This window comes from Ponticoccus sp. (in: a-proteobacteria) (assembly GCF_048381735.1).
The window spans coordinates 148,438-169,645 of sequence record NZ_JBLXGL010000003.1; the positions used below are offsets into that span (position 1 = coordinate 148,438).

General features: G+C 69.4%; 23 protein-coding genes. 13 read left to right on the top strand and 10 right to left on the bottom strand.

All coding sequences use genetic code 11. The features are described from left to right. Window positions 1-645 precede the first annotated feature (645 nt). On the top strand, window positions 646-1,833 hold the full coding sequence (locus ACN5KJ_RS07790; protein WP_418593112.1) for a MalY/PatB family protein: 1,188 nt from the start codon (window positions 646-648) through the stop codon (window positions 1,831-1,833). Between the two features lie 182 nt (window positions 1,834-2,015). Here the strand turns inward: ACN5KJ_RS07790 and ACN5KJ_RS07795 are convergent, their stop codons facing one another. The 6 genes from ACN5KJ_RS07795 to ispH all read right to left on the bottom strand — a co-directional run bounded on the left by ACN5KJ_RS07795 (window position 2,016) and on the right by ispH (window position 6,830). Next, the gene (locus tag ACN5KJ_RS07795) at window positions 2,016-2,642 is read right to left on the bottom strand and encodes a trimeric intracellular cation channel family protein (RefSeq protein WP_418593114.1); all 627 of its coding nucleotides are present in this window, start codon (window positions 2,640-2,642) and stop codon (window positions 2,016-2,018) included. Between the two features lie 232 nt (window positions 2,643-2,874). Further along, the gene (rnhA, locus tag ACN5KJ_RS07800) at window positions 2,875-3,336 is read right to left on the bottom strand and encodes a ribonuclease HI (protein ID WP_347165631.1); all 462 of its coding nucleotides are present in this window, start codon (window positions 3,334-3,336) and stop codon (window positions 2,875-2,877) included. Next, on the bottom strand, window positions 3,329-3,922 hold the full coding sequence (locus tag ACN5KJ_RS07805) for a class I SAM-dependent methyltransferase (RefSeq protein ID WP_418593117.1): 594 nt from the start codon (window positions 3,920-3,922) through the stop codon (window positions 3,329-3,331). The genes rnhA and ACN5KJ_RS07805 overlap by 8 nt, the downstream gene beginning before the upstream one ends. Window positions 3,923-4,117: 195 nt before the next feature. Continuing rightward, window positions 4,118-4,729, bottom strand: a complete 612-nt coding sequence (locus ACN5KJ_RS07810) for a LysE family translocator (protein WP_206564741.1) — start codon at window positions 4,727-4,729, stop codon at window positions 4,118-4,120. 367 nt (window positions 4,730-5,096) lie between these two features. Next, window positions 5,097-5,561 carry a pyridoxamine 5'-phosphate oxidase family protein gene (locus ACN5KJ_RS07815; RefSeq protein ID WP_418593119.1) on the bottom strand — a complete coding sequence of 155 codons (465 nt, stop codon included), beginning with the start codon at window positions 5,559-5,561 and terminating at the stop codon, window positions 5,097-5,099. Between the two features lie 309 nt (window positions 5,562-5,870). Continuing rightward, window positions 5,871-6,830: a 4-hydroxy-3-methylbut-2-enyl diphosphate reductase gene (gene ispH, locus ACN5KJ_RS07820; protein ID WP_418593121.1), complete on the bottom strand. Its 960-nt coding sequence runs from the start codon at window positions 6,828-6,830 to the stop codon at window positions 5,871-5,873. Between the two features lie 307 nt (window positions 6,831-7,137). Here ispH and ACN5KJ_RS07825 point away from each other — a divergent pair, with 307 nt between their 5' ends. Beyond that, entirely contained in the window at window positions 7,138-7,578 is a 441-nt protein-coding gene (locus tag ACN5KJ_RS07825; RefSeq protein ID WP_418593123.1) for a c-type cytochrome, read from the top strand. 55 nt (window positions 7,579-7,633) lie between these two features. Here the strand turns inward: ACN5KJ_RS07825 and ACN5KJ_RS07830 are convergent, their stop codons facing one another. Continuing rightward, window positions 7,634-8,071: a YqaA family protein gene (locus ACN5KJ_RS07830; RefSeq protein ID WP_418593124.1), complete on the bottom strand. Its 438-nt coding sequence runs from the start codon at window positions 8,069-8,071 to the stop codon at window positions 7,634-7,636. 38 nt (window positions 8,072-8,109) lie between these two features. Then, window positions 8,110-8,685 carry an NYN domain-containing protein gene (locus tag ACN5KJ_RS07835; protein ID WP_418593126.1) on the bottom strand — a complete coding sequence of 192 codons (576 nt, stop codon included), beginning with the start codon at window positions 8,683-8,685 and terminating at the stop codon, window positions 8,110-8,112. 146 nt (window positions 8,686-8,831) lie between these two features. On the opposite strand from ACN5KJ_RS07835, the gene folK reads away from it, so the two are divergent. The 11 genes from folK (at window position 8,832) to ACN5KJ_RS07890 (ending at window position 18,942) form a co-directional block, all read left to right on the top strand. Beyond that, complete coding sequence (gene folK / locus ACN5KJ_RS07840) at window positions 8,832-9,428, top strand: 2-amino-4-hydroxy-6-hydroxymethyldihydropteridine diphosphokinase (protein WP_418593128.1); 597 nt, start codon at window positions 8,832-8,834, stop codon at window positions 9,426-9,428. 43 nt (window positions 9,429-9,471) lie between these two features. Next, window positions 9,472-9,825: a DNA-directed RNA polymerase subunit omega gene (gene rpoZ, locus ACN5KJ_RS07845; protein ID WP_206564747.1), complete on the top strand. Its 354-nt coding sequence runs from the start codon at window positions 9,472-9,474 to the stop codon at window positions 9,823-9,825. Window positions 9,826-9,871: 46 nt separating this feature from the next. Continuing rightward, on the top strand, window positions 9,872-12,010 hold the full coding sequence (locus ACN5KJ_RS07850; protein ID WP_418593130.1) for a RelA/SpoT family protein: 2,139 nt from the start codon (window positions 9,872-9,874) through the stop codon (window positions 12,008-12,010). Window positions 12,011-12,028: 18 nt separating this feature from the next. Further along, complete coding sequence (locus ACN5KJ_RS07855) at window positions 12,029-12,688, top strand: DUF2062 domain-containing protein (RefSeq protein WP_347165640.1); 660 nt, start codon at window positions 12,029-12,031, stop codon at window positions 12,686-12,688. A 229-nt stretch (window positions 12,689-12,917) separates the two neighbouring features. Continuing rightward, on the top strand, window positions 12,918-13,664 hold the full coding sequence (locus ACN5KJ_RS07860; RefSeq protein ID WP_418593133.1) for a pyridoxine 5'-phosphate synthase: 747 nt from the start codon (window positions 12,918-12,920) through the stop codon (window positions 13,662-13,664). A 248-nt stretch (window positions 13,665-13,912) separates the two neighbouring features. After that, window positions 13,913-14,326: a holo-ACP synthase gene (gene acpS, locus ACN5KJ_RS07865; RefSeq protein WP_418593135.1), complete on the top strand. Its 414-nt coding sequence runs from the start codon at window positions 13,913-13,915 to the stop codon at window positions 14,324-14,326. A 162-nt stretch (window positions 14,327-14,488) separates the two neighbouring features. Then, window positions 14,489-15,322 (top strand): signal peptidase I, encoded by an 834-nt coding sequence (lepB, locus tag ACN5KJ_RS07870; RefSeq protein WP_418593137.1) that lies wholly within the window; start codon window positions 14,489-14,491, stop codon window positions 15,320-15,322. 7 nt (window positions 15,323-15,329) lie between these two features. Next, window positions 15,330-16,016, top strand: coding sequence for a ribonuclease III (gene rnc / locus ACN5KJ_RS07875; protein WP_418593139.1), 687 nt, complete (start codon window positions 15,330-15,332; stop codon window positions 16,014-16,016). Between the two features lie 181 nt (window positions 16,017-16,197). Next, window positions 16,198-17,079: a DMT family transporter gene (locus ACN5KJ_RS07880; protein WP_418593141.1), complete on the top strand. Its 882-nt coding sequence runs from the start codon at window positions 16,198-16,200 to the stop codon at window positions 17,077-17,079. Window positions 17,080-17,467: 388 nt separating this feature from the next. Continuing rightward, window positions 17,468-18,376, top strand: coding sequence for a GTPase Era (gene era, locus ACN5KJ_RS07885; RefSeq protein ID WP_418593143.1), 909 nt, complete (start codon window positions 17,468-17,470; stop codon window positions 18,374-18,376). Window positions 18,377-18,612: 236 nt separating this feature from the next. Next, window positions 18,613-18,942, top strand: a complete 330-nt coding sequence (locus tag ACN5KJ_RS07890; protein ID WP_418593145.1) for a DUF1491 family protein — start codon at window positions 18,613-18,615, stop codon at window positions 18,940-18,942. Here the strand turns inward: ACN5KJ_RS07890 and ACN5KJ_RS07895 are convergent. Together ACN5KJ_RS07895 and ACN5KJ_RS07900 are read right to left on the bottom strand one after the other, a co-directional pair. Beyond that, window positions 18,884-19,528: a Pr6Pr family membrane protein gene (locus ACN5KJ_RS07895; protein WP_418593147.1), complete on the bottom strand. Its 645-nt coding sequence runs from the start codon at window positions 19,526-19,528 to the stop codon at window positions 18,884-18,886. The two genes, ACN5KJ_RS07890 and ACN5KJ_RS07895, sit on opposite strands and share 59 nt — an antisense overlap. A gap of 410 nt (window positions 19,529-19,938) precedes the next feature. Then, a complete protein-coding gene (locus ACN5KJ_RS07900) occupies window positions 19,939-21,186 on the bottom strand; it encodes a lytic murein transglycosylase (RefSeq protein ID WP_418593149.1) in 1,248 nt (415 codons plus the stop codon). Window positions 21,187-21,208 lie beyond the last annotated feature (22 nt).

A 21,208-nucleotide genomic window follows, 5' to 3' on the forward strand; every position in this document is an offset into this window, starting at 1 on the left:
CGGTGATGCGCTGACAGGGGGCCTGCCGATCCTTGCCGGGCCTCGGCACGGCCGCCCGGTTACGGCGGCCCATGCCCGCGCAGGGGGCCGTGGACAGGCCTGGCCCGGGCAGGTGCTGCTGGCCTCGGGCGGCAGGCTGTTGGCGGCGCGCCTCCGGACGGGCCTTGCGCGGCCGGTTGCGCCCCTCCACGCGGGTGCGGCAACGGTCACCGGGGGGGCTGGCGGGGCTCTGCGGTTTCCTGCGCCACGGCGCGCCCTCGTTGGCACAGGCCGCGATGCCGCCCGCGCCGCCCGGCTTGGCGCCACCGTGACGCTGCGCTCTGCGCTGATCGCCGGACTGATGGCTTTCCCGACGCCCCGCTGGTGGCGGGGGCGCAGAGCGGGCCGCCCCGCCCGTCGGGGCTGCTCTCTGGGTCGAACGCAACCGCTGTGCTGACCGCCCGCGCCGGGTCTTGAGGGCGCCACCCTGTCGCGCCAAAGCCCGTAACGCCACGCGCCCCCGGGCCTGCATCGGGCCCACCGGGACATCGCCCGACAGCCCCCCGCCTCTGCCCCGCCGCGCTGATCCATGCGCACCGCAGGCATTTGCTCTTGCCCTTGCCGCGCGGCCTTGAAACCAATGGGCCAAACGACACGAGGTATCCCATGGCCCCCCTGACCCCCGACTTCGACGAGGAAATCGACCGCTTCGGCACCCACTCCAGCAAGTGGGACATGATGCAGCCGCTATACGGCGTGCCCGCCGAGGACGGCCTTGCCATGTGGGTGGCCGACATGGACTTTCGCCCGCCCGCCTGCGTGCAGGCCGCAGTGCAGCGCATGGCCGACCACGGGCTTTACGGCTACTACGGCGACGATACCGGCTATCGCGACGCGATCCGCTGGTGGATGCAGGAGCGCCACGGCTGGGCAGTAGAGCGGGACTGGATCTTCTCGACCCATGGCCTTGTGAACGGCACGGCGCTTTGCGTCGATGCCTTCACCCGGCCCGGGGATGCGGTTGTCCTGATGACGCCCGTCTACCACGCCTTTGCCCGGGTCATCCGCGCTTCTGGCCGCGAGGTCCACGAATGCCGGCTGGCGCTGAAGGACAACCGCTACACCATGGACTTCGAGGCATGGGACGCACAGATGACCGGCGCCGAGACAATGCTGGTGCTCTGCTCGCCCCACAATCCCGGCGGTCGGGTCTGGACCCGCGAGGAACTGCAGGGCGTCGCCGATTTCGCCAAGCGCCACGACCTGATCCTCGTCTCGGACGAGATCCACCACGATCTGGTGATGCCCGGCCAGAAGCATACCGCGATGGCATTGGTGGATGACAGCATCGCCGACCGGCTGGTGATGATGTCCGCGACCACCAAGACCTTCAACCTCGCGGGCACCCATATCGGCAACGTGATCATCGCCGACCCCAACCTGCGCGCCCGCTTCGCCGCGCGCATGGCGGGTCTGGGCCTGTCGCCCAACAGCTTCGGCCTGTTCATGGCCGAGGCCGCCTATTCCCCCGAAGGCGCCGCCTGGGTGGATGCGCTGGTCGCCTATCTCGACGGCAACCGGCGCCTCTTCGACGACGGTGTGAACGCGATCCCCGGCCTTGCCTCGATGCCCTTGCAGGCGACCTACCTGTCGTGGGTCGACTTCTCCGGCACCGGGATGGAGCGGGCGGAATTCACCCACCGGGTCGAGCAGGGCGCCCGCATCGCCGTCAACCACGGCCCGACCTTCGGCAGCGGCGGAGAGGACTTCCTGCGCTTCAACATCGCCACTCCCCGCGCACGCGTGGCCGAGGCGGTGAAGCGGCTGCAAGAGGCCTTCGGCGACCTGCAATAACGTCCGGCGCGCGCCGACCCCGGCACAGGCGCCTGCCGGGGCGGCCCTGCCCGGGGTCGGCAAGGCCCGGGTGGGCCGTGGTTCCCGGGCGCGCAGCCGACCGGTAGCGCCGCCCCCACGGCCCATCCCGGCCTGCGCGACCTTGGGCATCGCCCCCCGGGCGGCGCGGACAGGGCGCTGTCTCAGGGCCGGTGGCGCGGCGGGCGCGGCTTGTAGACCGGCAGCGCCCAGCCAAAGGCCATGCTTCCGGCGCGCAGCGCGAAGGTCACCCCCGCGCAGGCCAGCGCGGGCAGCGGCGCGGGCAGGTCAAGCGCCTGCACCGCGACCCAGGCCCCGGAGCCCGCCAGAGCGCAGGTGACGTACAGCTCGCCCTGCCGCAGCACGAAGGGCACCTCGTTGCCCACCACGTCGCGCATCAGGCCGCCGACGCAGCCGGTCACGATGCCCATCACCAGCACGATCGGCAGGGGCTGGCCAAGGCTCGACGCCACGCCCGCCCCCGCCGCGACGGCCACCGACAGGGCCAGCGCATCCAGCCAGAGGATCGCCTTGAAGCGGTTTTCCAGCCGGTGCGCGGTGAAGAAGACGATCAGGGCCGCCGCGCAGCACAGCGCCAGATAGGTCGGATCGCCCATCCAGATCGGCGCCCGGTTCAGCAGCACGTCGCGGATCGTGCCGCCGCCCAGCCCGGTCAGGCAGGCGAAGAAACAGAAGCCCACGATATCCAGCTGCGCCCGGCTTGCCACCAGCGCGCCGGTCAGCGCGAAGATCACGACCGAGGTGTAATCCAGAACCGCCAGTGCCGTCATGCCGCCTCCTCCGCGCGCTGCATTCCCGGCGCCCCAGATCCACGAACCCCGGGCGCCGGGTCATGCTACCCGCAACGCGGGCAGGCGCGCCAGAACCCCGAGGCCCGCGCCCCGCGCACCGGGGTGCGCCGCCGCTGGCCCGCAGCGCAGCGCGAGCAGGCTGCGCCGCCCTCCCTCCGGGGCCGGGTCGCCCCCGCCCCCTCCGCGACATCGGGTTCCGGTCGCCGGACCGCTAGCCCTTGCCGCCCTTGAAAGGCGCCATGCCCTCGCGCGCCAACTCGTCCGCGCGCTCGTTCTCGGGGTGGCCCGCATGGCCCTTGACCCACTCCCATGTCACGTCGTGACGGGCCTGCGCCGCGTCCAGCCGTTGCCACAGTTCGGCATTCTTCACCGGCTTCTTCGCGGCGGTCTTCCAGCCGTTGCGTTTCCAGCCGTGGATCCAGCCGGTCACGCCGTTCTTCACATAGGCCGAATCCGTCACCACCGTGATCCGCGAGGCCCGCGACAGGGATTCCAGCGCGTGGATCGCCGCCAGCAGTTCCATGCGGTTGTTGGTGGTCTGTTCCTCGCCACCGCTCAGCGTGCGTTCCTTGACGACCGTAGCGCCATCCATCGCGCGCAGAAGCACACCCCAGCCGCCGGGCCCCGGATTGCCCGAACAGGCCCCGTCCGTATAGGCGAAAAGCTCAGGCATCGGCGCGCACCACGACAGAGGGTTGGACCTCTCCGGCCAGCCCCTTGCCCTCGCCTTCCCAGCGGTCGACGGGTGTCAGCCCGGCCTCGCGCAGCAGCGCCTCCAGCTCTCCGACCGCGTAGTATTCGTAGTGCCGTCCCAGCGCATCCCGCGCCCCGCCGCTGCCCAGCTTCATGCCAAGAAACAGCACACCGCCCGGTTTCAGGGCGCGCGCAATGGCCGCCAGATGCCCCGGCAGGGCCGCGCGCGGGGCGTGCAGCAGGCTGAAATAGGCCCAGACACCGTCGTAATCCGCCACCGCCGTCAGGTCGTCGAAACGCGCCAGACGGGGGGCGATGCGGTCATGTTCGGGCACCATGCCCAGCACCGCCTCTGCCGCGTCCCAGGCATCGACCTGATGCCCGGATTCGGCGAAATGGACCGCGTAAGCGCCCGGTCCGCAGCCCAGATCCAGCACCCGCCCGGGCGGCGGGCAGGCGTCGAGAAACCGCGCCCTGGCCTCGTCCGACAGCGCGTAATCCGCCATCATCCGGCGGTAGTCCTCGCCGCGTGTGTTGTAGACCCCAAGGGTCAGCGGATCGCTCATCGCTGCCTCACTTTCCTTGCGCCGCTCCCTACGCCAGCGCCACGCGCAGGACAACCGCCCTGCCCGGTCCCGTCGGCGGCGCGCGGCCCCTGACGCGGTCGCAGGATGGTCCATGAAACCCGGAAGCGGGGCTTTCTTGGCCGGACGCCTAGAAAGCGGGGCACAGACCGCCCTCGGCGGGTCGGGGCTTGACGGTCAGGCCCGCTCGAAGGCCAGTTTCGCCCCGAGCCCGGCGAAAGAAGCGGCAAAGACGCGCCGCAGCCAGGCCATGGCACGGGGGCTTTCCACCACCCGCGCCCGCAGCCAGCCCGCCGCCAACGCATAGACCGCCATGACCAGCCCGGTGATAGCGACGAAGGCCAGCCCCAGCTCTACCAGCATGGCCGTCGCCTGCGGCGATCCCGCCGGGATGAACTGCGGCAGGAAGGCCATGAAAAACATCGGCAGCTTGGGATTCAGCAGGTTCAGCACCATGCCGCGCCAGACGATCCGGCCCGGCGGCAGCGGCTGGCTTTCGGCGCGGACTTCCAGCGCACCGCGCCCCTGCAGGGTGCCCCAGGCCATCCAGAGCAGATAGGCGACGCCTGCGTATTTCACCGCCGCAAACAGCAGGGACGAGGTGTGCAGCACCGCCGCCAGCCCGGCCAGCGCGGCAGCCAGATGCACCGCCGTCACCAGCGTGCAGCCCAGAGCCGCCCAGAGCCCGGCACTCAGGCCCCGCCCCAGCGCCATTGACAGGGTATAGACAACGCCGATGCCCGGAGCGAGGCAGACGATCAGGGCGGTCAGCAGGAAAGCGGCGGTCATGGCGGATCTCTCTTCACGATACCCCGCCAAGAGGCCCGGCGCGCGCCATCCTGTCAACCGCGCCGCGCGGTGGAGCGTGGTTTTCACGCCTCCGGCCACCCCACAGCGGTCCGGTTGACGGGGCGTGCCGCTCCCCTGTGCGGAACCCTCTGGCACAGGCCTAGCGGCGCCGCGCGCGGGATCGTGTTTTCGGCCTCCGGCCACGCGGCAGTCGGCCACACGGTCGTCCGTTGGGTGACGGCACGGGAAGCCCGCGCCGTCTGGTCCGGCACAGGCCCCCCGCCCCCGAACCGTGGACATCCGGCCCCGGCCATGTCGCGGGCGGGCGCCCGGGCCTTCCAGCCTTCTGCCCCACCGCAAAGCCGCGTCAGGAGCGGCGCGTTGCCAGTTCCGGCCCGGTGCGGAAGAAACTCACGTCATTGGTAAACACGCTCGACGGAGCCAGCCGGATCAGGCGGCCCGTCGGGGACTCGATGCGGGCGACGTTTTCGATGAACCAGGGGTTCCAGTCCTCCTGCGGGCCGAGGTAGCGCCGCAACAGGCGCCGGAACAGCGCGGGATCCATGGGCCGCACCTCGGCGCGGCCGCGCAGGCCAAGGTGGCGTAGCACCCCGCCCGCGTTGTCGTATTCGACGATCTCGACAGAGACGCGCGGATCCTGCGCCACCCGCCGCGCCGAACTGCCGTTCTCGTCCGACAACATCCACAGGGCGCCCTCTTCCCAGGCGAACCAGACCGGCGCGGTGCGGGGCGCGCCATCCTCGGAAACCGTGCCCAGCATGGCCATCAGCGGCAGGCGCAGGAGGTCTTCGGGATCGAAGGGGGTCGGCATGGCGGGCTCCTTTTCGGCGTCCAGTGACGCAGGCCCCGATAGCCCTGTCAAGCCGCCCGCAGCGCCGGGCAGACCCTGCCGAAGGGAGGGAAGCGCCCCGCCTGCGGCCCGAGACACCGGCGCCCTGCCGCACCCGGGGCCCTGCCGGGACGTCGGCGCCCCTGGGCGCCTGAGGGGGGCGGCGGGACACCAAAGCGCAGCGCCAAACCGAAGCGCGGGGGCTTTCCCGAAGACCGTCACGGGTCCCTGAGGGTGGGCATTGGCGGGACGGGCTGCGGCTCCGGGACCGGCGTTCCCGGGCGGGCGCCCTCAGGCCGGTTCGCGCAGCACCCGCGGGACCTTGAACTCGACGTTCTCCTGCGCGGTCTCGACAACCTCGACCGTCACGTCGAAGCGCGCGCGGAAGGCGTCGACGACCTCGTTGATCAGCACCTCGGGGGCCGAGGCCCCGGCGGTGATGCCCATGCTCCCGATGCCCTCGAGCGCGCGCCAGTCGATGTCCGAGGCCCGCTGCACCAGTTGCGCATAGCCGCAGCCCGCCCGCGCCGCGACCTCGACCAGACGGCGCGAGTTCGACGAGTTCGGCGCCCCCACGACCAGCAGCGCGTCGCAGTTGGGCGCGATGGCCTTGACCGCCTCCTGCCGGTTGGTGGTGGCGTAGCAGATGTCTTCCTTGTGCGGGCCAACGATGGCCGGGAAGCGCGCCTGCAAGGCCGCGACGATGTCGATGGTGTCATCGACCGACAGCGTCGTCTGGGTGACATAGGCCAGCTGTCCCGGATCGCGCACCGCGACGCTGGCCACGTCATCGGGGGTTTCGACCAGCAGCACCTCTCCGGCGGGCAACTGGCCCATGGTGCCGATGGTCTCGGGGTGGCCCGCATGGCCGATCATGACGATCTGCAGGCCCCGCTCGTGGTGGCGCGCCGCTTCCATGTGCACCTTGGAGACCAGCGGACAGGTGGCATCGACATAGATCATCTCGCGCCGCGCGGCCTCGGCGGGGACGGCCTTGGGCACGCCATGGGCCGAGAAGATCACCGGCCGGTCCGGCGGGCATTCGTCCAGCTCTTCGACGAAGACGGCGCCCTTGGCGCGCAGGTCGTCCACCACGTATTTGTTATGGACGATCTCGTGGCGCACGTAGACCGGCGCGCCCCATTTCGACAGCGCCATCTCGACGATCTTGATCGCCCGGTCGACACCGGCGCAAAAGCCGCGCGGGGCGGCAAGGTACAGGGTCAGCGGGGCAAGCTGGGGCTGGGTCATGGCAACACTCCTTGCCCCCGCAGGTAATGGCTGGACCCCGGCCCGTCCAGCCCCGTGGCGCCCTTGCCGGCCCTTCCCCGCCCCCGGACCGGCGGGGCCGCTGCCAGGACGCCCCCACGGAAGACCCGCGGCGCAGGTCGGCCCGGGCGGCCCCCTGGCGTCCTGCACGGCCCTGCCCCGGCCCCTGAACCGTGAAACGTCACCCCCGCGTGCGGACCCGCTCCGCATCCCGGCCCCACGGTTTTGTGACTGGACCTTCCCGCGCTGGAAGCCCCGATCAGCCTTTCGCCCAAAGGAGACCCAAGCCATGCGCCGCGCCGCCCTCGTCCTCGCCCTCCCCCTCGCCAGCCTTGCCGCCCCGGGCCTTGCCGGTGGCCTGCTGCCCTATACCGACCCCGACCGCGTGGCCGAGGGGCGGACCCTTTACGCCGAGCAATGCGCGGCCTGCCACGGGGCCGACCTGTCCGGAGAGGCGAACTGGCGCGAACAAAACGCCGACGGAACCCTGCCCGCACCGCCGCATGACGAGACCGGCCACACCTGGCACCACCCCGACGCGCTGCTGGTGCGGATCGTCACCGAGGGCACCGAGGCCATCGTCGGCGGCGACTACCGCTCGGCGATGATCGGCTTCGGCGATATCCTGTCCGAGGACGAGATCCTGAACGTGCTGGCCTATATCAAGAGCACCTGGCCCGACGAGATCATCGAGACGCATGACGCGATGAACGCACGCGCGCCCGGCTGAGGCGCCGTTTTCCTGCAAGGAAAACGAGGCGGATTTTTTGGAAAAATCCGCCGCCCTACAGAAGCCGGTCGAGAACCCCGGCCAACACGAGGTAACGCCCCGTCTTGGCCACCGCGACCAGCGCAAGGAAGGTCCAGAAGGGTGTGCGCATGACCCCCGCGACCACCGTGATCGCATCGCCCAGGGGCGCCCAGCTGAGCAGCAGCGTCCAGAGACCCCAGCGCCCGTACCAGTCCTGCGCCCGCGCCATCTGCCCCGCGCTGGCCGGGAACCAGCGGCGGTGCTTCAACCGCTCCGCGCCCCGGCCCATCCAGTAATTGACCACCGATCCCAGCGTATTGCCGATACTCGCCACCGCCAGCATCCAGCCCAGCGGCGCGGCTCCGGCGGCCTGCATCGCGGCAAAGACCACCTCTGACTGGAACGGCAGCAGTGTCGCCGCGCCGAAGGCGGCAAGGAAAAGGCCGCCCAGTCCGGCGGCCTCATCCCACATCGCGGGCACCCCTCATCCCCATGAAGGCGCCCGGCGACTTACTCGCTCGATGCCGCAACCTCGAAGTTGCGCTCCACCTGCTGCTCGCGCGGCGGGCGGCCGATGACCTCGCGCAGCTCGTCCAGCTCGATGAAGTTGTCGGCCTGGCGGCGCAGCTCGTCGGCGATCATCGGCGGCTGCGACCGGATGGTCGAGACGACCGAGACGCGCACGCCCTGACGCTGCAGCGACTCCACCAGCGGGCGGAAGTCGCCGTCGCCGGAAAACAGCACGATGTGATCGACGCGCGGGGCCAGCTCCATGGCATCGACCGTCAGCTCGATGTCCATGTTGCCCTTGACCTTCCGGCGGCCCTGGCTGTCGGTGTATTCCTTCGCTGGCTTCGTCACCATGGTGAAGCCGTTGTAGTGCAGCCAGTCCACCAGCGGACGGATCGGCGAGTATTCGTCGTTTTCCAGAAGCGCGGTATAGTAGAAGGCCCGCACCATTTTCCCGCGGCGCGCGAATTCCTGTCGGAGCAGCTTGTAGTCGATATCGAACCCAAGCGCCTTTGCGGCAGCGTATAGATTCGACCCATCGATGAACAGCGCGAGCCGTTCGTCTTTGTAAAACATGAAATGTCCTTTCGTAGAATGCAGCCGCCCCAGAGTGCCGTGAGTGAGTTGAGTGGGCGCGGACGGTGGCAAGTCCAATAAAATTAATACTTCCGCGTTGCGCCGCAAGGGATTAATTCTCTCAAAAGAATAGCGCGTTTTGACCAATGGTACAAGAATTCCTCATCGCTCTCGGATCTAACCTCGGATCCTCCGCCGGCGGCCCTTCGGCCACGCTGGCCGCGGCGCTTGCCGCCCTGACCGCGCAGGGGGTCGGGCTGCGGCGGGTCAGCCGTTTCTTCGCCACGCCCTGCTTTCCGGCAGGCGCGGGCCCGGACTACGTGAATGCCTGCGCCCTGGTGCGCGCGCCGCTTTCGCCGGACGCGCTCTTGCTGAAACTGCATGCGGTCGAGCAGGCCTTCGACCGGGAGCGCATCCAGAGATGGGGCAGCCGGACGCTCGATCTCGATCTTCTGGCGATGGCGGACCGGGTGCTGCCCGATGCCGAGACGCAGACCGCCTGGCGCACCCTGCCGCCAGAGGATCAGACCCGGGCCAGCCCCGAAACCCTGATCCTGCCGCACCCCCGGATACAGGACCGCGCCTTTGTGCTGGGCCCGCTGGCCGACATCGCCGCAGGCTGGACCCACCCCCTGCTGTGCCGAAATGTCGCGCAGCTGCTGGCCGACCTGCCCCCCGGGGACCGCGCCGCACTGCAGCCGTTGCCCGCGATGCCGCTTGTAAAACCAGAGCAGCCGCGCTAGATCATCACCTTCTGATGCATCCAGACGATAGGACGGAGCGCCCATGGCCCGCGTGACGGTAGAAGATTGTGTTGACAAGGTCCCGAACCGGTTCGAACTGGTGATGCTCGCCGCCCACCGCGCGCGCGAGATCTCTTCCGGTGCCGCGCTGACTGTCGACCGCGACAACGACAAGAACCCGGTCGTCGCCCTGCGCGAGATCGCCGAGGAAACCCAGTCCACCGACGAACTGCGCGAACGGCTGATCGAGTCGAACCAAAGCCAGATCGAGGTCGACGAGCCCGAAGACGACACCATGGCGCTGCTCATGGGTGCCGAACAGGACAAGCCGGCGGAAGACGACCTGTCGGAAGAAAAGCTCCTGCGGGCGCTGATGGAAGCCCAGGGACAGGGCTGAGCCCACCGGTGATACCGGGGACCGGGGCCAGCGCGGAGCGACAGCCATGATTTCGGCCGAAGACCTCGTTTCGCTGGTCCACAACTACAATCCCCGCACCGACGAGGACCTGATCCGCGCGGCCTACGACTATGGCCGCGCGATGCACGAGGGGCAGTTCCGCAAGAGCGGAGAGCCCTATTTCACCCATCCCGTCGCCGTTGCCGCCATCCTGACAGAGCAGCAGCTTGACGACGCGGCGATCATCACCGCCCTTCTGCATGACACGATCGAGGACACCCGCGCCTCTTACGCCGAGGTGCGCGACCGCTTCGGGCAGGAGGTCGCCGATCTTGTCGATGGCGTGACCAAGCTGACCAACCTTCAGCTGACCAGTTCCGAGACCAAGCAGGCCGAGAACTTCCGCAAGCTTCTGATGGCCATGTCCAAGGACCTGCGGGTGATCCTCGTGAAGCTGGCCGACCGGCTGCACAACATGCGCACGATCCGCGCGATGAAGCCGGAAAAGCAGATGCAGAAGGCGCGCGAGACCATGGAGATCTTTGCGCCGCTGGCCGGTCGCATGGGCATGCAGTCGATGCGCGAAGAGCTGGAGGACCTCGCCTTCCGCGTCCTGAACCCGCAGGGCCGCGATTCGATCATCCGCCGCTTCGTCACGCTGCAGAAGGAAACCGGCGACGTGATCCACCGGATCACCAAGGACATGCGCAAGGAGCTTGAAAAGGCCGGCGTCGATGCGGATGTCTTCGGCCGGGCCAAGAAGCCCTATTCCATCTGGCGCAAGATGGAGGAGAAGAAGACCGGCTTCTCGCGCCTCTCCGACATCTACGGGTTCCGCATCATCACCCGCTCAGAGGCCGATTGCTACACTGCCCTTGGCGCGATCCACCAGCGGTGGCGCGCGGTGCCGGGTCGCTTCAAGGACTACATCAGCCAGCCCAAGTCCAACGGCTACCGCTCGATCCACACCACCGTCTCGGGCCGCGACGGCAAGCGGGTCGAGGTGCAGATCCGCACCCGCCAGATGCACGAGGTCGCCGAAACCGGCGTGGCCGCACATTGGTCCTACCGCGACGGCCAGCGGGCCGAGAACCCCTTTGCCGTCGATCCCGCCAAGTGGATCGCCTCGCTGACCGAAAGCTTCGGGACAGAAGAGGATCACGACGCCTTCATGGAGGCGGTGAAGCTGGAGATGTATACCGACAAGGTCTTCTGCTTCACCCCCAAGGGCGACGTGGTGAAACTGCCGCGCGGGGCGACGCCGCTGGACTATGCCTATGCGATCCATACCCGGATCGGCTCGAAATGCGTGGGTGCCAAGGTCGACGGCATCCGCGTGCCGCTCTGGACCCGGCTGAAGAACGGTCAGTCTGTCGAGATCATCACCGCCGAGGGTCAGACCCCGCAGGCCACATGGCTCGACATCGCGCAGACCGGCAAGGCCAAGACCGCGATCCGCCGCGCCCTGCGCGAGGCCAACAAAGAGCGCTATGCCCGGCTGGGCCGGGAACTGGCCCGCGTGGCCTTCGAACGGCACGGCAAGAAATGCACCGACAAGGTGCTGGCCAAGGCCGCCGACACGCTGCGCATGGATGACGTCGAAACGCTTCTGGCGCAGCTTGGCAGCGCCGAGCTTGCGCCGCGCGCGGTCGTCGAGGCGGTCTACCCCAACCTCGTGATCGTCGATACCCAGCTGGCCGACGCCGATCACCCGGTCATCGGCCTGGACCACAACCAGAATTTCTCGCGCGCGCCCTGCTGCCAGCCGCTTCCCGGCGAGCGCATCGTGGGCCTGTCCCGGCCCGGTCGCGGCGTGCAGGTGCATGCCATCGACTGCGCCGCGCTGGCCGACTTCGAGGACGAAAGCGCGCCCTGGCTCGACCTGCACTGGGCCGAGGGCACGCATCCCGCGGCCTACCCGGTGTCTCTTGAACTGGTGATCGGCAACGACGCCGGTGTTCTGGGGCGGATTTGCACATTGATCGGAGAGCAGAAGGCCAATATCTCGGACCTGAACTTTGTTGACAGGAAACCGGACTTCTACAGGCTTATGCTGGATGTCGAACTGCGCGATGCGGAACATCTGCACTCTGTGATCTCGGCGCTGGAAGCGGAAAACAACGTCGCCTCGGTCGAGCGGCGCCGCGACCCCGGCCTTGCGGCGGCGCAGGCGGCGGCCCGGTAAACGAAAGGAAGGACGGGAGTGGTCTTCAAGCGGCGGGATCGACGCCCGATCTGGCGGATCGTGGTCGAGCTGCTCTGGCCCAAGGGGGGCTGGGGGCGCGCGGCCCGTTACGTCCGCCTGCGGCTGAACCGCCTGCCCGATCCGCCGCACAAGATCGCGCGCGGCATCTTTGCCGGTGTCTTCACCACCTTCACGCCCTTCTACGGCCTGCATTTCGTCGTGGCGGGGATGCTGGCGCTGATGCTGCGCGGCAACGTGATCGCGGCGCTGCTCTCGACCTTCTTCGGCAACCCGCTGACCTATGTGCCGATCGGCGTCGCCTCTCTCAAGACCGGCTACTGGCTGCTCGACATGGACAAGGGGCCGCATCCGCAGCCCGGCGATCACCATGGCAACCTCGTCGACAAGTTCTTCGCCGCCGGGGCCGATCTCTGGGACAACCTGCTGGCCGCCGCCTATGGCGAGGCGACGGACTGGACCCGGCTGGAGATCTTCTTCGACGAGGTCTTCTACCCCTATATGATCGGCGGCATCCTGCCCGGCATCATCTGCGGGCTGATCGCCTATTACGTCTCGCTGCCGCTGATCTCGGCCTTCCAGAACCGCCGCAAGGGCGTGATCAAGGCCAAGCTCGCAGAGTTGAAGAAGCGCAAGGCCGAAGCCACGCGCAACGGCTGACCCCGGGGCCGCGGCCCCCGAGCACGCAGCAGCAGCCCATGCAGACCGCAGGCGCGTACGGGCTGCGCGGCATGTCCCCGCTCATGGCACCGCCACGCATCCCGGTTCCGAAAGCGCCCGCACCTGGCCCGCCGATGCCTCCCCCCTGCCCCCCTGCCGGAATCGGGTTCCCTTTCCGCCCTGCGCCGCTTACGTCTTGATCGAATTTCGCAGCAAGGGGGTCCCACCCATGTCCGCCACCCGCCTCCGTCTCGGCGTCAACATCGACCACGTCGCCACCGTCCGCAACGCCCGTGGCAGCGCCTATCCCGACCCGATCCGCGCCGCGAAGCTGGCCGAAGAGGCGGGCGCCGACGGCATCACCGCGCATCTGCGCGAAGACCGCCGCCATATCTCGGACGCCGATATCGAGGGCCTGATGCAGGCGCTTTCCCTGCCGCTCAACTTCGAGATGGCCGCCACCGAAGAGATGCAGGCCATCGCGCTGCGCCACCGCCCCCATGCGGTCTGCATCGTCCCGGAAAAGCGCGAGGAGCGCACCACCGAGGGCGGCCTCGAGGTCGCCAGGGACGAGAACCGGCTGGCGCATTTCATCGCTCCCCTGCGTGACGCGGGCTGCCGGGTGTCGATCTTCATCGCCGCCGACCGCGCCCAGATCGAGGCGGCGCATCGCATCGGCGCGCAGGTGATCGAGCTGCACACCGGCGCCTATTGCGACCTCCACGCCGAGGGCCGCATGACAGAGCGCGACGCCGAACTGGCGCGCCTCGCCGAAATGGCGACTTTCGCCCATGGCCTCGGGCTCGAGGTCCACGCCGGCCACGGCCTGACCTACGACACCGTCGCGCCCATCGCCGCGCTGCCGGAACTGGTGGAACTCAACATCGGCCATTTCATCGTGGGCGAGGCCATCTTCCGCGGCCTCACCCCGGCAATCCACGAAATGCGCCGCCTGATGGACGAAGCACGCGGCTAGCACCCGCCCCGTCACCGCACCACCCGCCCCCCGACCGCCCCTTCTTTGGTCCGTCAAATACCTCGGGGGTGTGGGGGCAGCGCCCCCACCCGGCGCCTGCCTCCCCCCGCTCCGGGCCCGCCAACCCTGTGCCGCGCCCAGGGCAGCCCCGCACCCGGGACACCGCAGGGCCCTGCATCCAAGCCACGCCTTGCACCCCGCCCCGCCACCCGCTACGCCCGGGACGATCCGCGCAAAAGGCAGGCCCCATGATCCTCGGCATCGGCACCGATCTCGCCAATATAGAGCGCATCGCCGCCACCCTCGACCGCTTCGGCGACCGCTTCCGCAACCGCGTCTTCACCGAGACCGAACAGCTCAAGGCCGAGCGGCGCAAGGACGTGGCGGGCACCTACGCCAAACGCTGGGCCGCGAAAGAGGCCTGCTCGAAGGCGCTGGGAACCGGGCTGCGCATGGGCATCTCGTGGAAGGACATGGCGGTCTCGAACCTGCCCACCGGTCAGCCCGTGATGCAGGTCACGGGATGGGCCGCCGAACGGCTGGCGGCGATGACCCCCGAGGGTTTCGAGGCGATCATCCACGTCACCCTGACCGACGACCATCCCTGGGCACAGGCCTTCGTGGTGATCGAGGCGCGCCGCATCGGCCCGGAAATCCCCTAGACCGGCAGGACGATCATCCGCCGCAGGCCGGGGCGCCGGCCACGGCCACGGGTGGATGCGTCACAGGCCGGTCTCTCCGCTCTGCGGACCAAGCCCCCGCCTTGACACGCCCGCACCCGCCGCCCATGAAGCGCGGGGAACCAATCGGGGGCAAAGGGCACCATGGCGAAAGCAGAAAAGAAGGGCGGAATCGTCGAGACCGTCAAGACGATCGTCTACGCGCTGCTGATCGCGGGCGTCTTCCGCACCTTCCTGTTCCAGCCCTTCTGGATTCCCTCGGGCTCGATGAAGGACACGCTGCTGATCGGCGATTTCCTCTTCGTCAACAAGATGGCCTACGGCTATTCCTACGCCTCCTGCCCCTCGATCATCATCCCGCGCTTCGGCATCGACATCGATGCCAAGGACATCTGCGGCTGGGCCGACGGCGACAACAGCCGCCTGTTCGGCGGCGAGCCGCAGCGCGGCGACGTGGTGGTCTTCCGCCACCCGGTCACCGGGCGCGACTTCATCAAGCGGCTGATCGGCCTGCCCGGCGACCGCGTCCAGATGAAGGCCGGCCTGCTCCACATCAACGACCAGCCGGTGACGGTCGAACCCGACGGCCAGTTCGTCGAGACCGCCGCGCCGCAGGGCCCGCAGGGGCTGCGCCCGCGCTGCAAGGAGGGCCCGGTGGGCCCCGGCGGCACCTGCACCAAGGACAAGTTCATCGAGACCCTGCCCGGCGGCACCCAGCATTCGATCCTCGACATCGCTATGCAGGGGTCGGACAACACCTCGGTCTATACCGTGCCCGAGGGCCACTTCTTCTTCATGGGCGACAACCGCGACAACTCGTCGGATTCGCGCGTGCCCAATATCGCGCAGGGCGTCGGCTTTGTGCCCTACGAGAACCTCGTGGGCCGGGCCGACCGGGTGATGTTCTCCTCCGCTGGCCGGTCGATGCTGTATTTCTGGACCTGGCGCTCCGACCGCTTCTTCCACCGGATCGACTGAGGCCGCGATGGCGCAGGCAAAGCTATCGGCGGATCTTCAGGCGCTTCAGGACCGGCTGGGCCATGCCTTCGCCGACCCGCGCCTGCTGCGCCGCGCCGTGACCCATGCCTCGATGTCCGGCCCCGGGCGCGAGGACAACCAGCGGCTCGAATTCCTCGGCGACCGGGTGCTGGGGCTGGTCATGGCCGAAGCGCTGCTGAAGGCCGACCGCAAGGCCTCGGAAGGGCAGCTGGCGCCGCGCTACAACGCGCTGGTGCGCAAGGAGGCCTGCGCCGATGTCGCGCGCGAGATCGGCCTGGGCGAGGCGCTGAAGCTGGGCCGCTCCGAGCAGATGTCCGGCGGCCGCCGCAAGCTGGCGCTTCTGGGCGACGCGATGGAGGCGGTGATCGCCGCCGTTTACCTCGACGCGGGCTTCGAGGTGGCGCAGGCGCTGATCCTGCGGCTCTGGGGCGACCGCATCGGCGCGGTCGAGGAAGACGCCAAGGACGCCAAGACCGCGTTGCAGGAATGGGCACAGGGCCGTGGCCTGCCGCCCCCGGTCTATGCCGTGGTCGAACGCACCGGTCCCGACCACGCGCCGGTCTTCACCATCGAAGCGCAGCTTGCGAGCGGCGAAACCGCACAGGCCACGGCGAATGCGAAACGACAGGCCGAACAGGCGGCGGCGAAGGCCCTGCTCGAGCGGCTGGACTGAGGCGGGGAACGGGCTTCGAAGCCCGTTCCCCCTGCCACAACCGGCACCGCGCGCGCCGCTCTGAGGCCCCCTGCCCCCCAAGGCACCGGGTTTCCAGTTGCGGTCCGCAGACGACCTTTCGAAAGGCCGTCTTCCCCCCGCCCCCGCGCCGCGCTACAGCTGCCCCAAAGGACGACCCCCGATGACAGACAACCTGCGCGGCGCCCTCTGGATGATCCTCGCCATGCTGGGCTTCGGGATCGAGGATGCCTTCTTCAAGGCCGCCACCGGCACCGGCGGCATCACGGCAGGCATGGCCACCCTGCAGTTCGGCCTCTTCGCGATGCTGATCTACGCGGGCTACGCGCGCGCCCGGAATGTGCCGCTCTGGACCCGCGACTACCTGCGCGGCCCGCTGCTGATCCGCACCGGCTTCGAGATCACCGGACGGCTCTTCTTCGCGCTCTCGCTTGCCTACACCCCCCTGTCGACGACCTCGGCCATCCTTCAGGCCGCACCGCTCTTTGTCATGCTGGGCGCCGCGCTGGTGCTGCAGGAAAAGATCGGCCCGCGCCGCTGGGCGGCCATGGCGGTGGGCTTCGTCGGCGTCCTGCTGATCGTCCGCCCGACGCCCGCCGCCTTCCAGCCCAACGCCATCCTCGCCCTGCTCGGCATGATCGGCTTCGCAGGGCGCGACCTGATGACCCGCGTCGCGCCGCCCCGCGTCCACACCGTGCAGATGGGCGTGCTGGGCTTTGCCGTGGTCACCGTCGCGGGGGGGATCATCCTCGCCTTCGAACCCGGCGCGCCGACCCTGCCGACAACGGCCGCCGCCGCGCTTGTCACCGGCACGGCGCTGTCCGGGGTCCTCGGCTATACCGCCATGACGCTGGCCATGCGCACCGGAGAGGTGGGCGTCGTCGCCCCCTTCCGCTATTCCCGCCTGATCGTGGCGCTGGTCCTCGCCTACCTGCTCTTCGACGAACGCCCCGACGCGCTGACCCTGACCGGCGCCGCGCTGATCGTCGCCGCGGGCACCTACTCGCTGATCCGCGACAACCGCCGCCGCGCGGCGAAACCCTGACCCGTCACCGCTCCGCGCAGGCACCGACATCTGCGATTTCCGAAACCGGCCCGCATCCGCAGCTCCGCCGTCTCCTCTAAGCCAATCCGATTCGCCCCCATGGCCACGGAACCACACAGGCACCCCCGGCCCGAAGCCCCGGACCAAATACCGCGGGACAGCGCGTCGCCGGCCTGCGCCCGCCCCCGGCAACGCGCCCTGTCACGGACAAACCCCCTTTGCACTATGGCGAAACCCGCCCGAACCCGCTATGCCGGTCCGGTTCGGACCCGGATCGGTTGCGCGCCGCCTCCCGCTTCGGCCGAACGCAACACGCCGCCGCTTTTTCCTGTAGACTGCATCGAACCGCTTCGACCGCATCCTGACCACCTCTGAGACCGAGACCGAAATGACCACACGCGCGGGCTTCGTCGCCCTTATCGGAGAGCCCAACGCGGGCAAATCGACCCTGACCAACCGCATGGTGGGGGCCAAGGTCTCGATCGTGACCCACAAGGTCCAGACCACCCGCGCCCGCATTCGCGGCGTGGCGCTGGAGGGCACGGCCCAGATCGTCTTCGTCGACACGCCGGGCCTCTTCCAGCCGCGCCGCAGGCTCGACCGCGCCATGGTCGCCGCCGCCTGGGGCGGCGCCGCCGACGCCGATATCGTGGTGCTGCTGGTCGAGGCGCACCGGGGCATGACCGCCGGCGTCAAGACCATCCTCGACCGCCTGCCCGACCTGCCGAAGACCGCCCGCGTGGCGCTGGCGATCAACAAGATCGACCGCACGCAGGCCGAGACCCTGCTGAGCCTCTCCAAGGCGCTGAACGACGCCTACCCCTTCGAGCGCACCTTCATGATCTCCGCCGAGAAGGGCCACGGCACCGAGGATCTGAAGGCCTGGCTGGGCGCCGAGCTGCCCGAGGGGCCTTGGCTCTACCCCGAGGACCAGATCGCCGACCTGCCCCTGCGCATGATCGCCGCCGAGATGACGCGCGAAAAGCTGACCCTGCGCCTGCATCAGGAACTGCCCTACCAGCTGACGGTCGAGACCGAAAGCTGGCAGGAACGCGACGACGGCTCCGCCCGCATCGACCAGGTGATCTACGTCGCCCGCGACGGCCACAAGGGCATCGTGCTGGGCCACAAGGGCGAGACGGTCAAGGCGATCTCCAAGGCCGCCCGCGAGGAGCTCGAGGAATTCCTCGGCCGCAAGATCCACCTCTTCATGCAGGTCAAGGTGCGCGAGAAATGGCTCGAAGAGGCCGAGCGCTATTCCGAGATGGGCCTCGACTTCAAGGACGGAAACAGCTGACGACAAAGGCTTGCCCGCCGCCCCGCACCTGAAGCGGACCCGCCGCCCGACGGACCCGCCTGCGCCAGACGACCACCGCCCCTCCCCGCTTCTTTGGTCCTCCAAATACCTCGGGGGGAGGCCCGTTAGGGCCGGGGGGGGGCAGAGCCCCCTCCCCGCCCCCTCCTCGTGCCGGTCAAAGGCAGGCCGCCAGGGACCGCGGGGCGCGCCAACCGCCCCCATGGGACAGGAAGACCATGACCCGCCTCAGCACCCGCTTCTGGATCGATGCCTACCGCCGCCGCCTTGCGCTGCAGGACATCCCGGCCTTCGTCACCGCCCATGGCGACGACACGGCGGGCGCCGTTCTGGTGAAGCTCGCCACGCTCGATGGGCAGGCCCGCGCCTTCACCCGGGGCTTCGACCTGATGACCGGGGCGCGGCAGTGGACGGAACTCGCCGCCGGCCCCGAAGCCGAGGTCGATGCCGCCATCGCGCGTCAGCGCGGTTTCGACCCGGATCTCTGGGTCATCGAGGTGGAAGACCGTCAGGGACGGCATCTTCTGGACGAGGACGGTCTCGGCTGAGACTCTTCGCCAGCGCCACCAGCACCAGCCCCGCCAGCCAGAAGACCACCCCCAGCGCGACAATCCAAAGCAGCACCGGCCCCCAGCCGATCTTCGGCGGATCGATGAAGAAATAGGGATGCCGCCCGTCGATCTCTCCGCGGATCAGCGCGTAGAGCATGTAAAGCCCCGGCCAGCCGATCCACCAGAGCGCATGCCGCCAGGCCAGCCCGGCCCGGGGCGCGAAGGCCAGCCACCACAGGAACAGGGCGATGGGCACGGCGGTGTGCAGGCCTTGGTCCGTCCACCAGCGCAGCCCGTCGAAGTCGAGCGCCAGCAGCGCGTGATACACGATGCCCACGATCGCCATCCACAGGGTCAGCCCCGCCGCCCAGGCCGCCGGAACCCGCCAGCCCAGGGCCACCGCCGTCATGGTCACAGCCGTCAACCCGTTGGTGAGAATGGTGAAATAGCGCCCGGTCCGCCAAAGTTCCTGCCAAAGCGAGGCCTCGGGGGCGCGGGCCAGCCCAAGGCGGACATGGGTCACCAGAACGACCCAGCACAAGAGGGCCAGAAGCAGGGCAAAGAGGCGGGCAGAGCGCGACATTGCCCCAGCATGCCGCCTGCCCGACGCATCGGCAAGCCTGCCCGGACCTCCTCTCACGCCCCTTGCGCCTGCCGCATTGATCCACCGCCCGCTCCCGCTCCTCAGCGGTTCGGCGCCGCGCCGCCCGGCGCACCGGCGACCTGCCTCGCAGGGCTTGCAGCTGCCCCTCTGCCCGGCTGGCAAAGCCCGCTACGGCCAACCGTCGGCACCCGGCATTCATCAGCCCGTCACCACGCGGCCCGGCACGCCCGCTCCGCAGCCCTCGGCGCGCCCTCTCTTTCGCCAGAGCCGCCAACAAGGCGGCCTGGAAAAGCACGGGGCCGGGCCGGTTCTCTACCCGCCCGGCCCCGGTTTGCATTCGCGTCAGGACAGGCAGGCCATTCCGACGCACTCCCATGGGCCCCGCGCCCTTAGCGCAGGCGCTCCAGCAAGGCGCGCGAGGGCTGGCCGGTGACGCTCAGCCCATTGGCCGCCTGATAGGCCGAGATCGCGGCCTCGGTCTTCTTGCCCATGACCCCGTCCGGCGTGCCCGCGTCATAGCCCGCGCGCGTCAGACCGGCCTGCAGGGCCTTGCGGTCCTGCAACGTCAGCCCGTTGGCATCCGGGCCGAAGGACGCGACCAGCGGACCGCCCCCGGCAAGGCGCCCGGCCATGTAGCCCACGCCAAGGCCGTAGTTCTCGGACGGGTTGTAGCGCAGGATCATGTTGAAGTTGTGGAAGACCAGGAAGGCGGGTGCGCCCAACCCCATCGGCGCCAGCACCGCCGCCGGACCGGCGTCGGGCAGCGCTCCGCCCCGGGCAGCGGTCACGCCCAGCGCCTGCCACTGCGCCACCGACCGCCGGTTTCCGCGCCCGATGGCGGCGTCGAAGCCCTGCGGCAGCCGCACTTCCAGCCCCCAGGGCTGACCGCGGCGCCAGCCCGCGTCCGACAGGAAGCGCGCCGTCGTGGCAAAGGCGTCGATGGGATTGTCCGACCAGATGTCCCGCTTGCCGTCGCCGTCGAAATCGACCGCATGGCGCTGGTAGGCATCCGGGATCAGCTGCGTGTGCCCCATGGCCCCGGCCCAGCTGCCGACCAGTTGCTCGGGCCGCGCGTCCCCGGTCTGCAGAAGGCGCAGGGCATTCATCAGGTTCGATTCGAAGAAGGCGCCGCGCCGCCCCTCCCAGGCCAGCGTCGAGGTGGCCGAGATCACCGGGATCTTGCCGCGCCGTGTGCCGAAGTAGCTTTCCAGCCCCCAGATCGACCCGAGGATATCGGCAGAGACGCCATAGCGGGCTTCGACCTGCGCAAGCGCCGCGCGTTGCGCCCCGACCATGCGGCGCCCGAAGGTGACCTTCTCCTCGGGGGCGACGATGGCAAGGTAATCTTCCAGCGAGCGTTTGAACTCGGTCTGGTTGCGGTCGCGTTCGATCACGCCGGGCAGGTAGCCCTGCCCGCGAAAGCCCGCCGTCAGCACCGCATCGCTGATCCCGCGCCGCCGGGCGCGGTCCTTGAAGGCCAGCACCCAGGCATCGTAGTCCGCATTGGGCTGCGGGCGCAGGCCCGGATCCAGCTCCGGGTCGGGGCGTGCGACGTCGGGGATCGCCATCCCCGCCCCGCATCCCGCAAGCCACAGGGCCGCGGGCGCCATCATGACCAGACGCCTGTTGAGTGTCATTGTTCGTCTCCTGCCGTGGTGT

Coding starts and splice junctions, on each gene's coding strand:
- ACN5KJ_RS07790 (WP_418593112.1), top strand. CDS start 646: ATGGCCCCCCTGACCCCCGACTTCGACGAGGAAATCGACCGCTTCGGC.
- ACN5KJ_RS07795 (WP_418593114.1), bottom strand. CDS start 2,642: ATGACGGCACTGGCGGTTCTGGATTACACCTCGGTCGTGATCTTCGCG.
- rnhA (WP_347165631.1), bottom strand. CDS start 3,336: ATGCCTGAGCTTTTCGCCTATACGGACGGGGCCTGTTCGGGCAATCCG.
- ACN5KJ_RS07805 (WP_418593117.1), bottom strand. CDS start 3,922: ATGAGCGATCCGCTGACCCTTGGGGTCTACAACACACGCGGCGAGGAC.
- ACN5KJ_RS07810 (WP_206564741.1), bottom strand. CDS start 4,729: ATGACCGCCGCTTTCCTGCTGACCGCCCTGATCGTCTGCCTCGCTCCG.
- ACN5KJ_RS07815 (WP_418593119.1), bottom strand. CDS start 5,561: ATGCCGACCCCCTTCGATCCCGAAGACCTCCTGCGCCTGCCGCTGATG.
- ispH (WP_418593121.1), bottom strand. CDS start 6,830: ATGACCCAGCCCCAGCTTGCCCCGCTGACCCTGTACCTTGCCGCCCCG.
- ACN5KJ_RS07825 (WP_418593123.1), top strand. CDS start 7,138: ATGCGCCGCGCCGCCCTCGTCCTCGCCCTCCCCCTCGCCAGCCTTGCC.
- ACN5KJ_RS07830 (WP_418593124.1), bottom strand. CDS start 8,071: ATGTGGGATGAGGCCGCCGGACTGGGCGGCCTTTTCCTTGCCGCCTTC.
- ACN5KJ_RS07835 (WP_418593126.1), bottom strand. CDS start 8,685: ATGTTTTACAAAGACGAACGGCTCGCGCTGTTCATCGATGGGTCGAAT.
- folK (WP_418593128.1), top strand. CDS start 8,832: ATGGTACAAGAATTCCTCATCGCTCTCGGATCTAACCTCGGATCCTCC.
- rpoZ (WP_206564747.1), top strand. CDS start 9,472: ATGGCCCGCGTGACGGTAGAAGATTGTGTTGACAAGGTCCCGAACCGG.
- ACN5KJ_RS07850 (WP_418593130.1), top strand. CDS start 9,872: ATGATTTCGGCCGAAGACCTCGTTTCGCTGGTCCACAACTACAATCCC.
- ACN5KJ_RS07860 (WP_418593133.1), top strand. CDS start 12,918: ATGTCCGCCACCCGCCTCCGTCTCGGCGTCAACATCGACCACGTCGCC.
- acpS (WP_418593135.1), top strand. CDS start 13,913: ATGATCCTCGGCATCGGCACCGATCTCGCCAATATAGAGCGCATCGCC.
- lepB (WP_418593137.1), top strand. CDS start 14,489: ATGGCGAAAGCAGAAAAGAAGGGCGGAATCGTCGAGACCGTCAAGACG.
- rnc (WP_418593139.1), top strand. CDS start 15,330: ATGGCGCAGGCAAAGCTATCGGCGGATCTTCAGGCGCTTCAGGACCGG.
- ACN5KJ_RS07880 (WP_418593141.1), top strand. CDS start 16,198: ATGACAGACAACCTGCGCGGCGCCCTCTGGATGATCCTCGCCATGCTG.
- era (WP_418593143.1), top strand. CDS start 17,468: ATGACCACACGCGCGGGCTTCGTCGCCCTTATCGGAGAGCCCAACGCG.
- ACN5KJ_RS07890 (WP_418593145.1), top strand. CDS start 18,613: ATGACCCGCCTCAGCACCCGCTTCTGGATCGATGCCTACCGCCGCCGC.
- ACN5KJ_RS07895 (WP_418593147.1), bottom strand. CDS start 19,528: ATGTCGCGCTCTGCCCGCCTCTTTGCCCTGCTTCTGGCCCTCTTGTGC.
- ACN5KJ_RS07900 (WP_418593149.1), bottom strand. CDS start 21,186: ATGACACTCAACAGGCGTCTGGTCATGATGGCGCCCGCGGCCCTGTGG.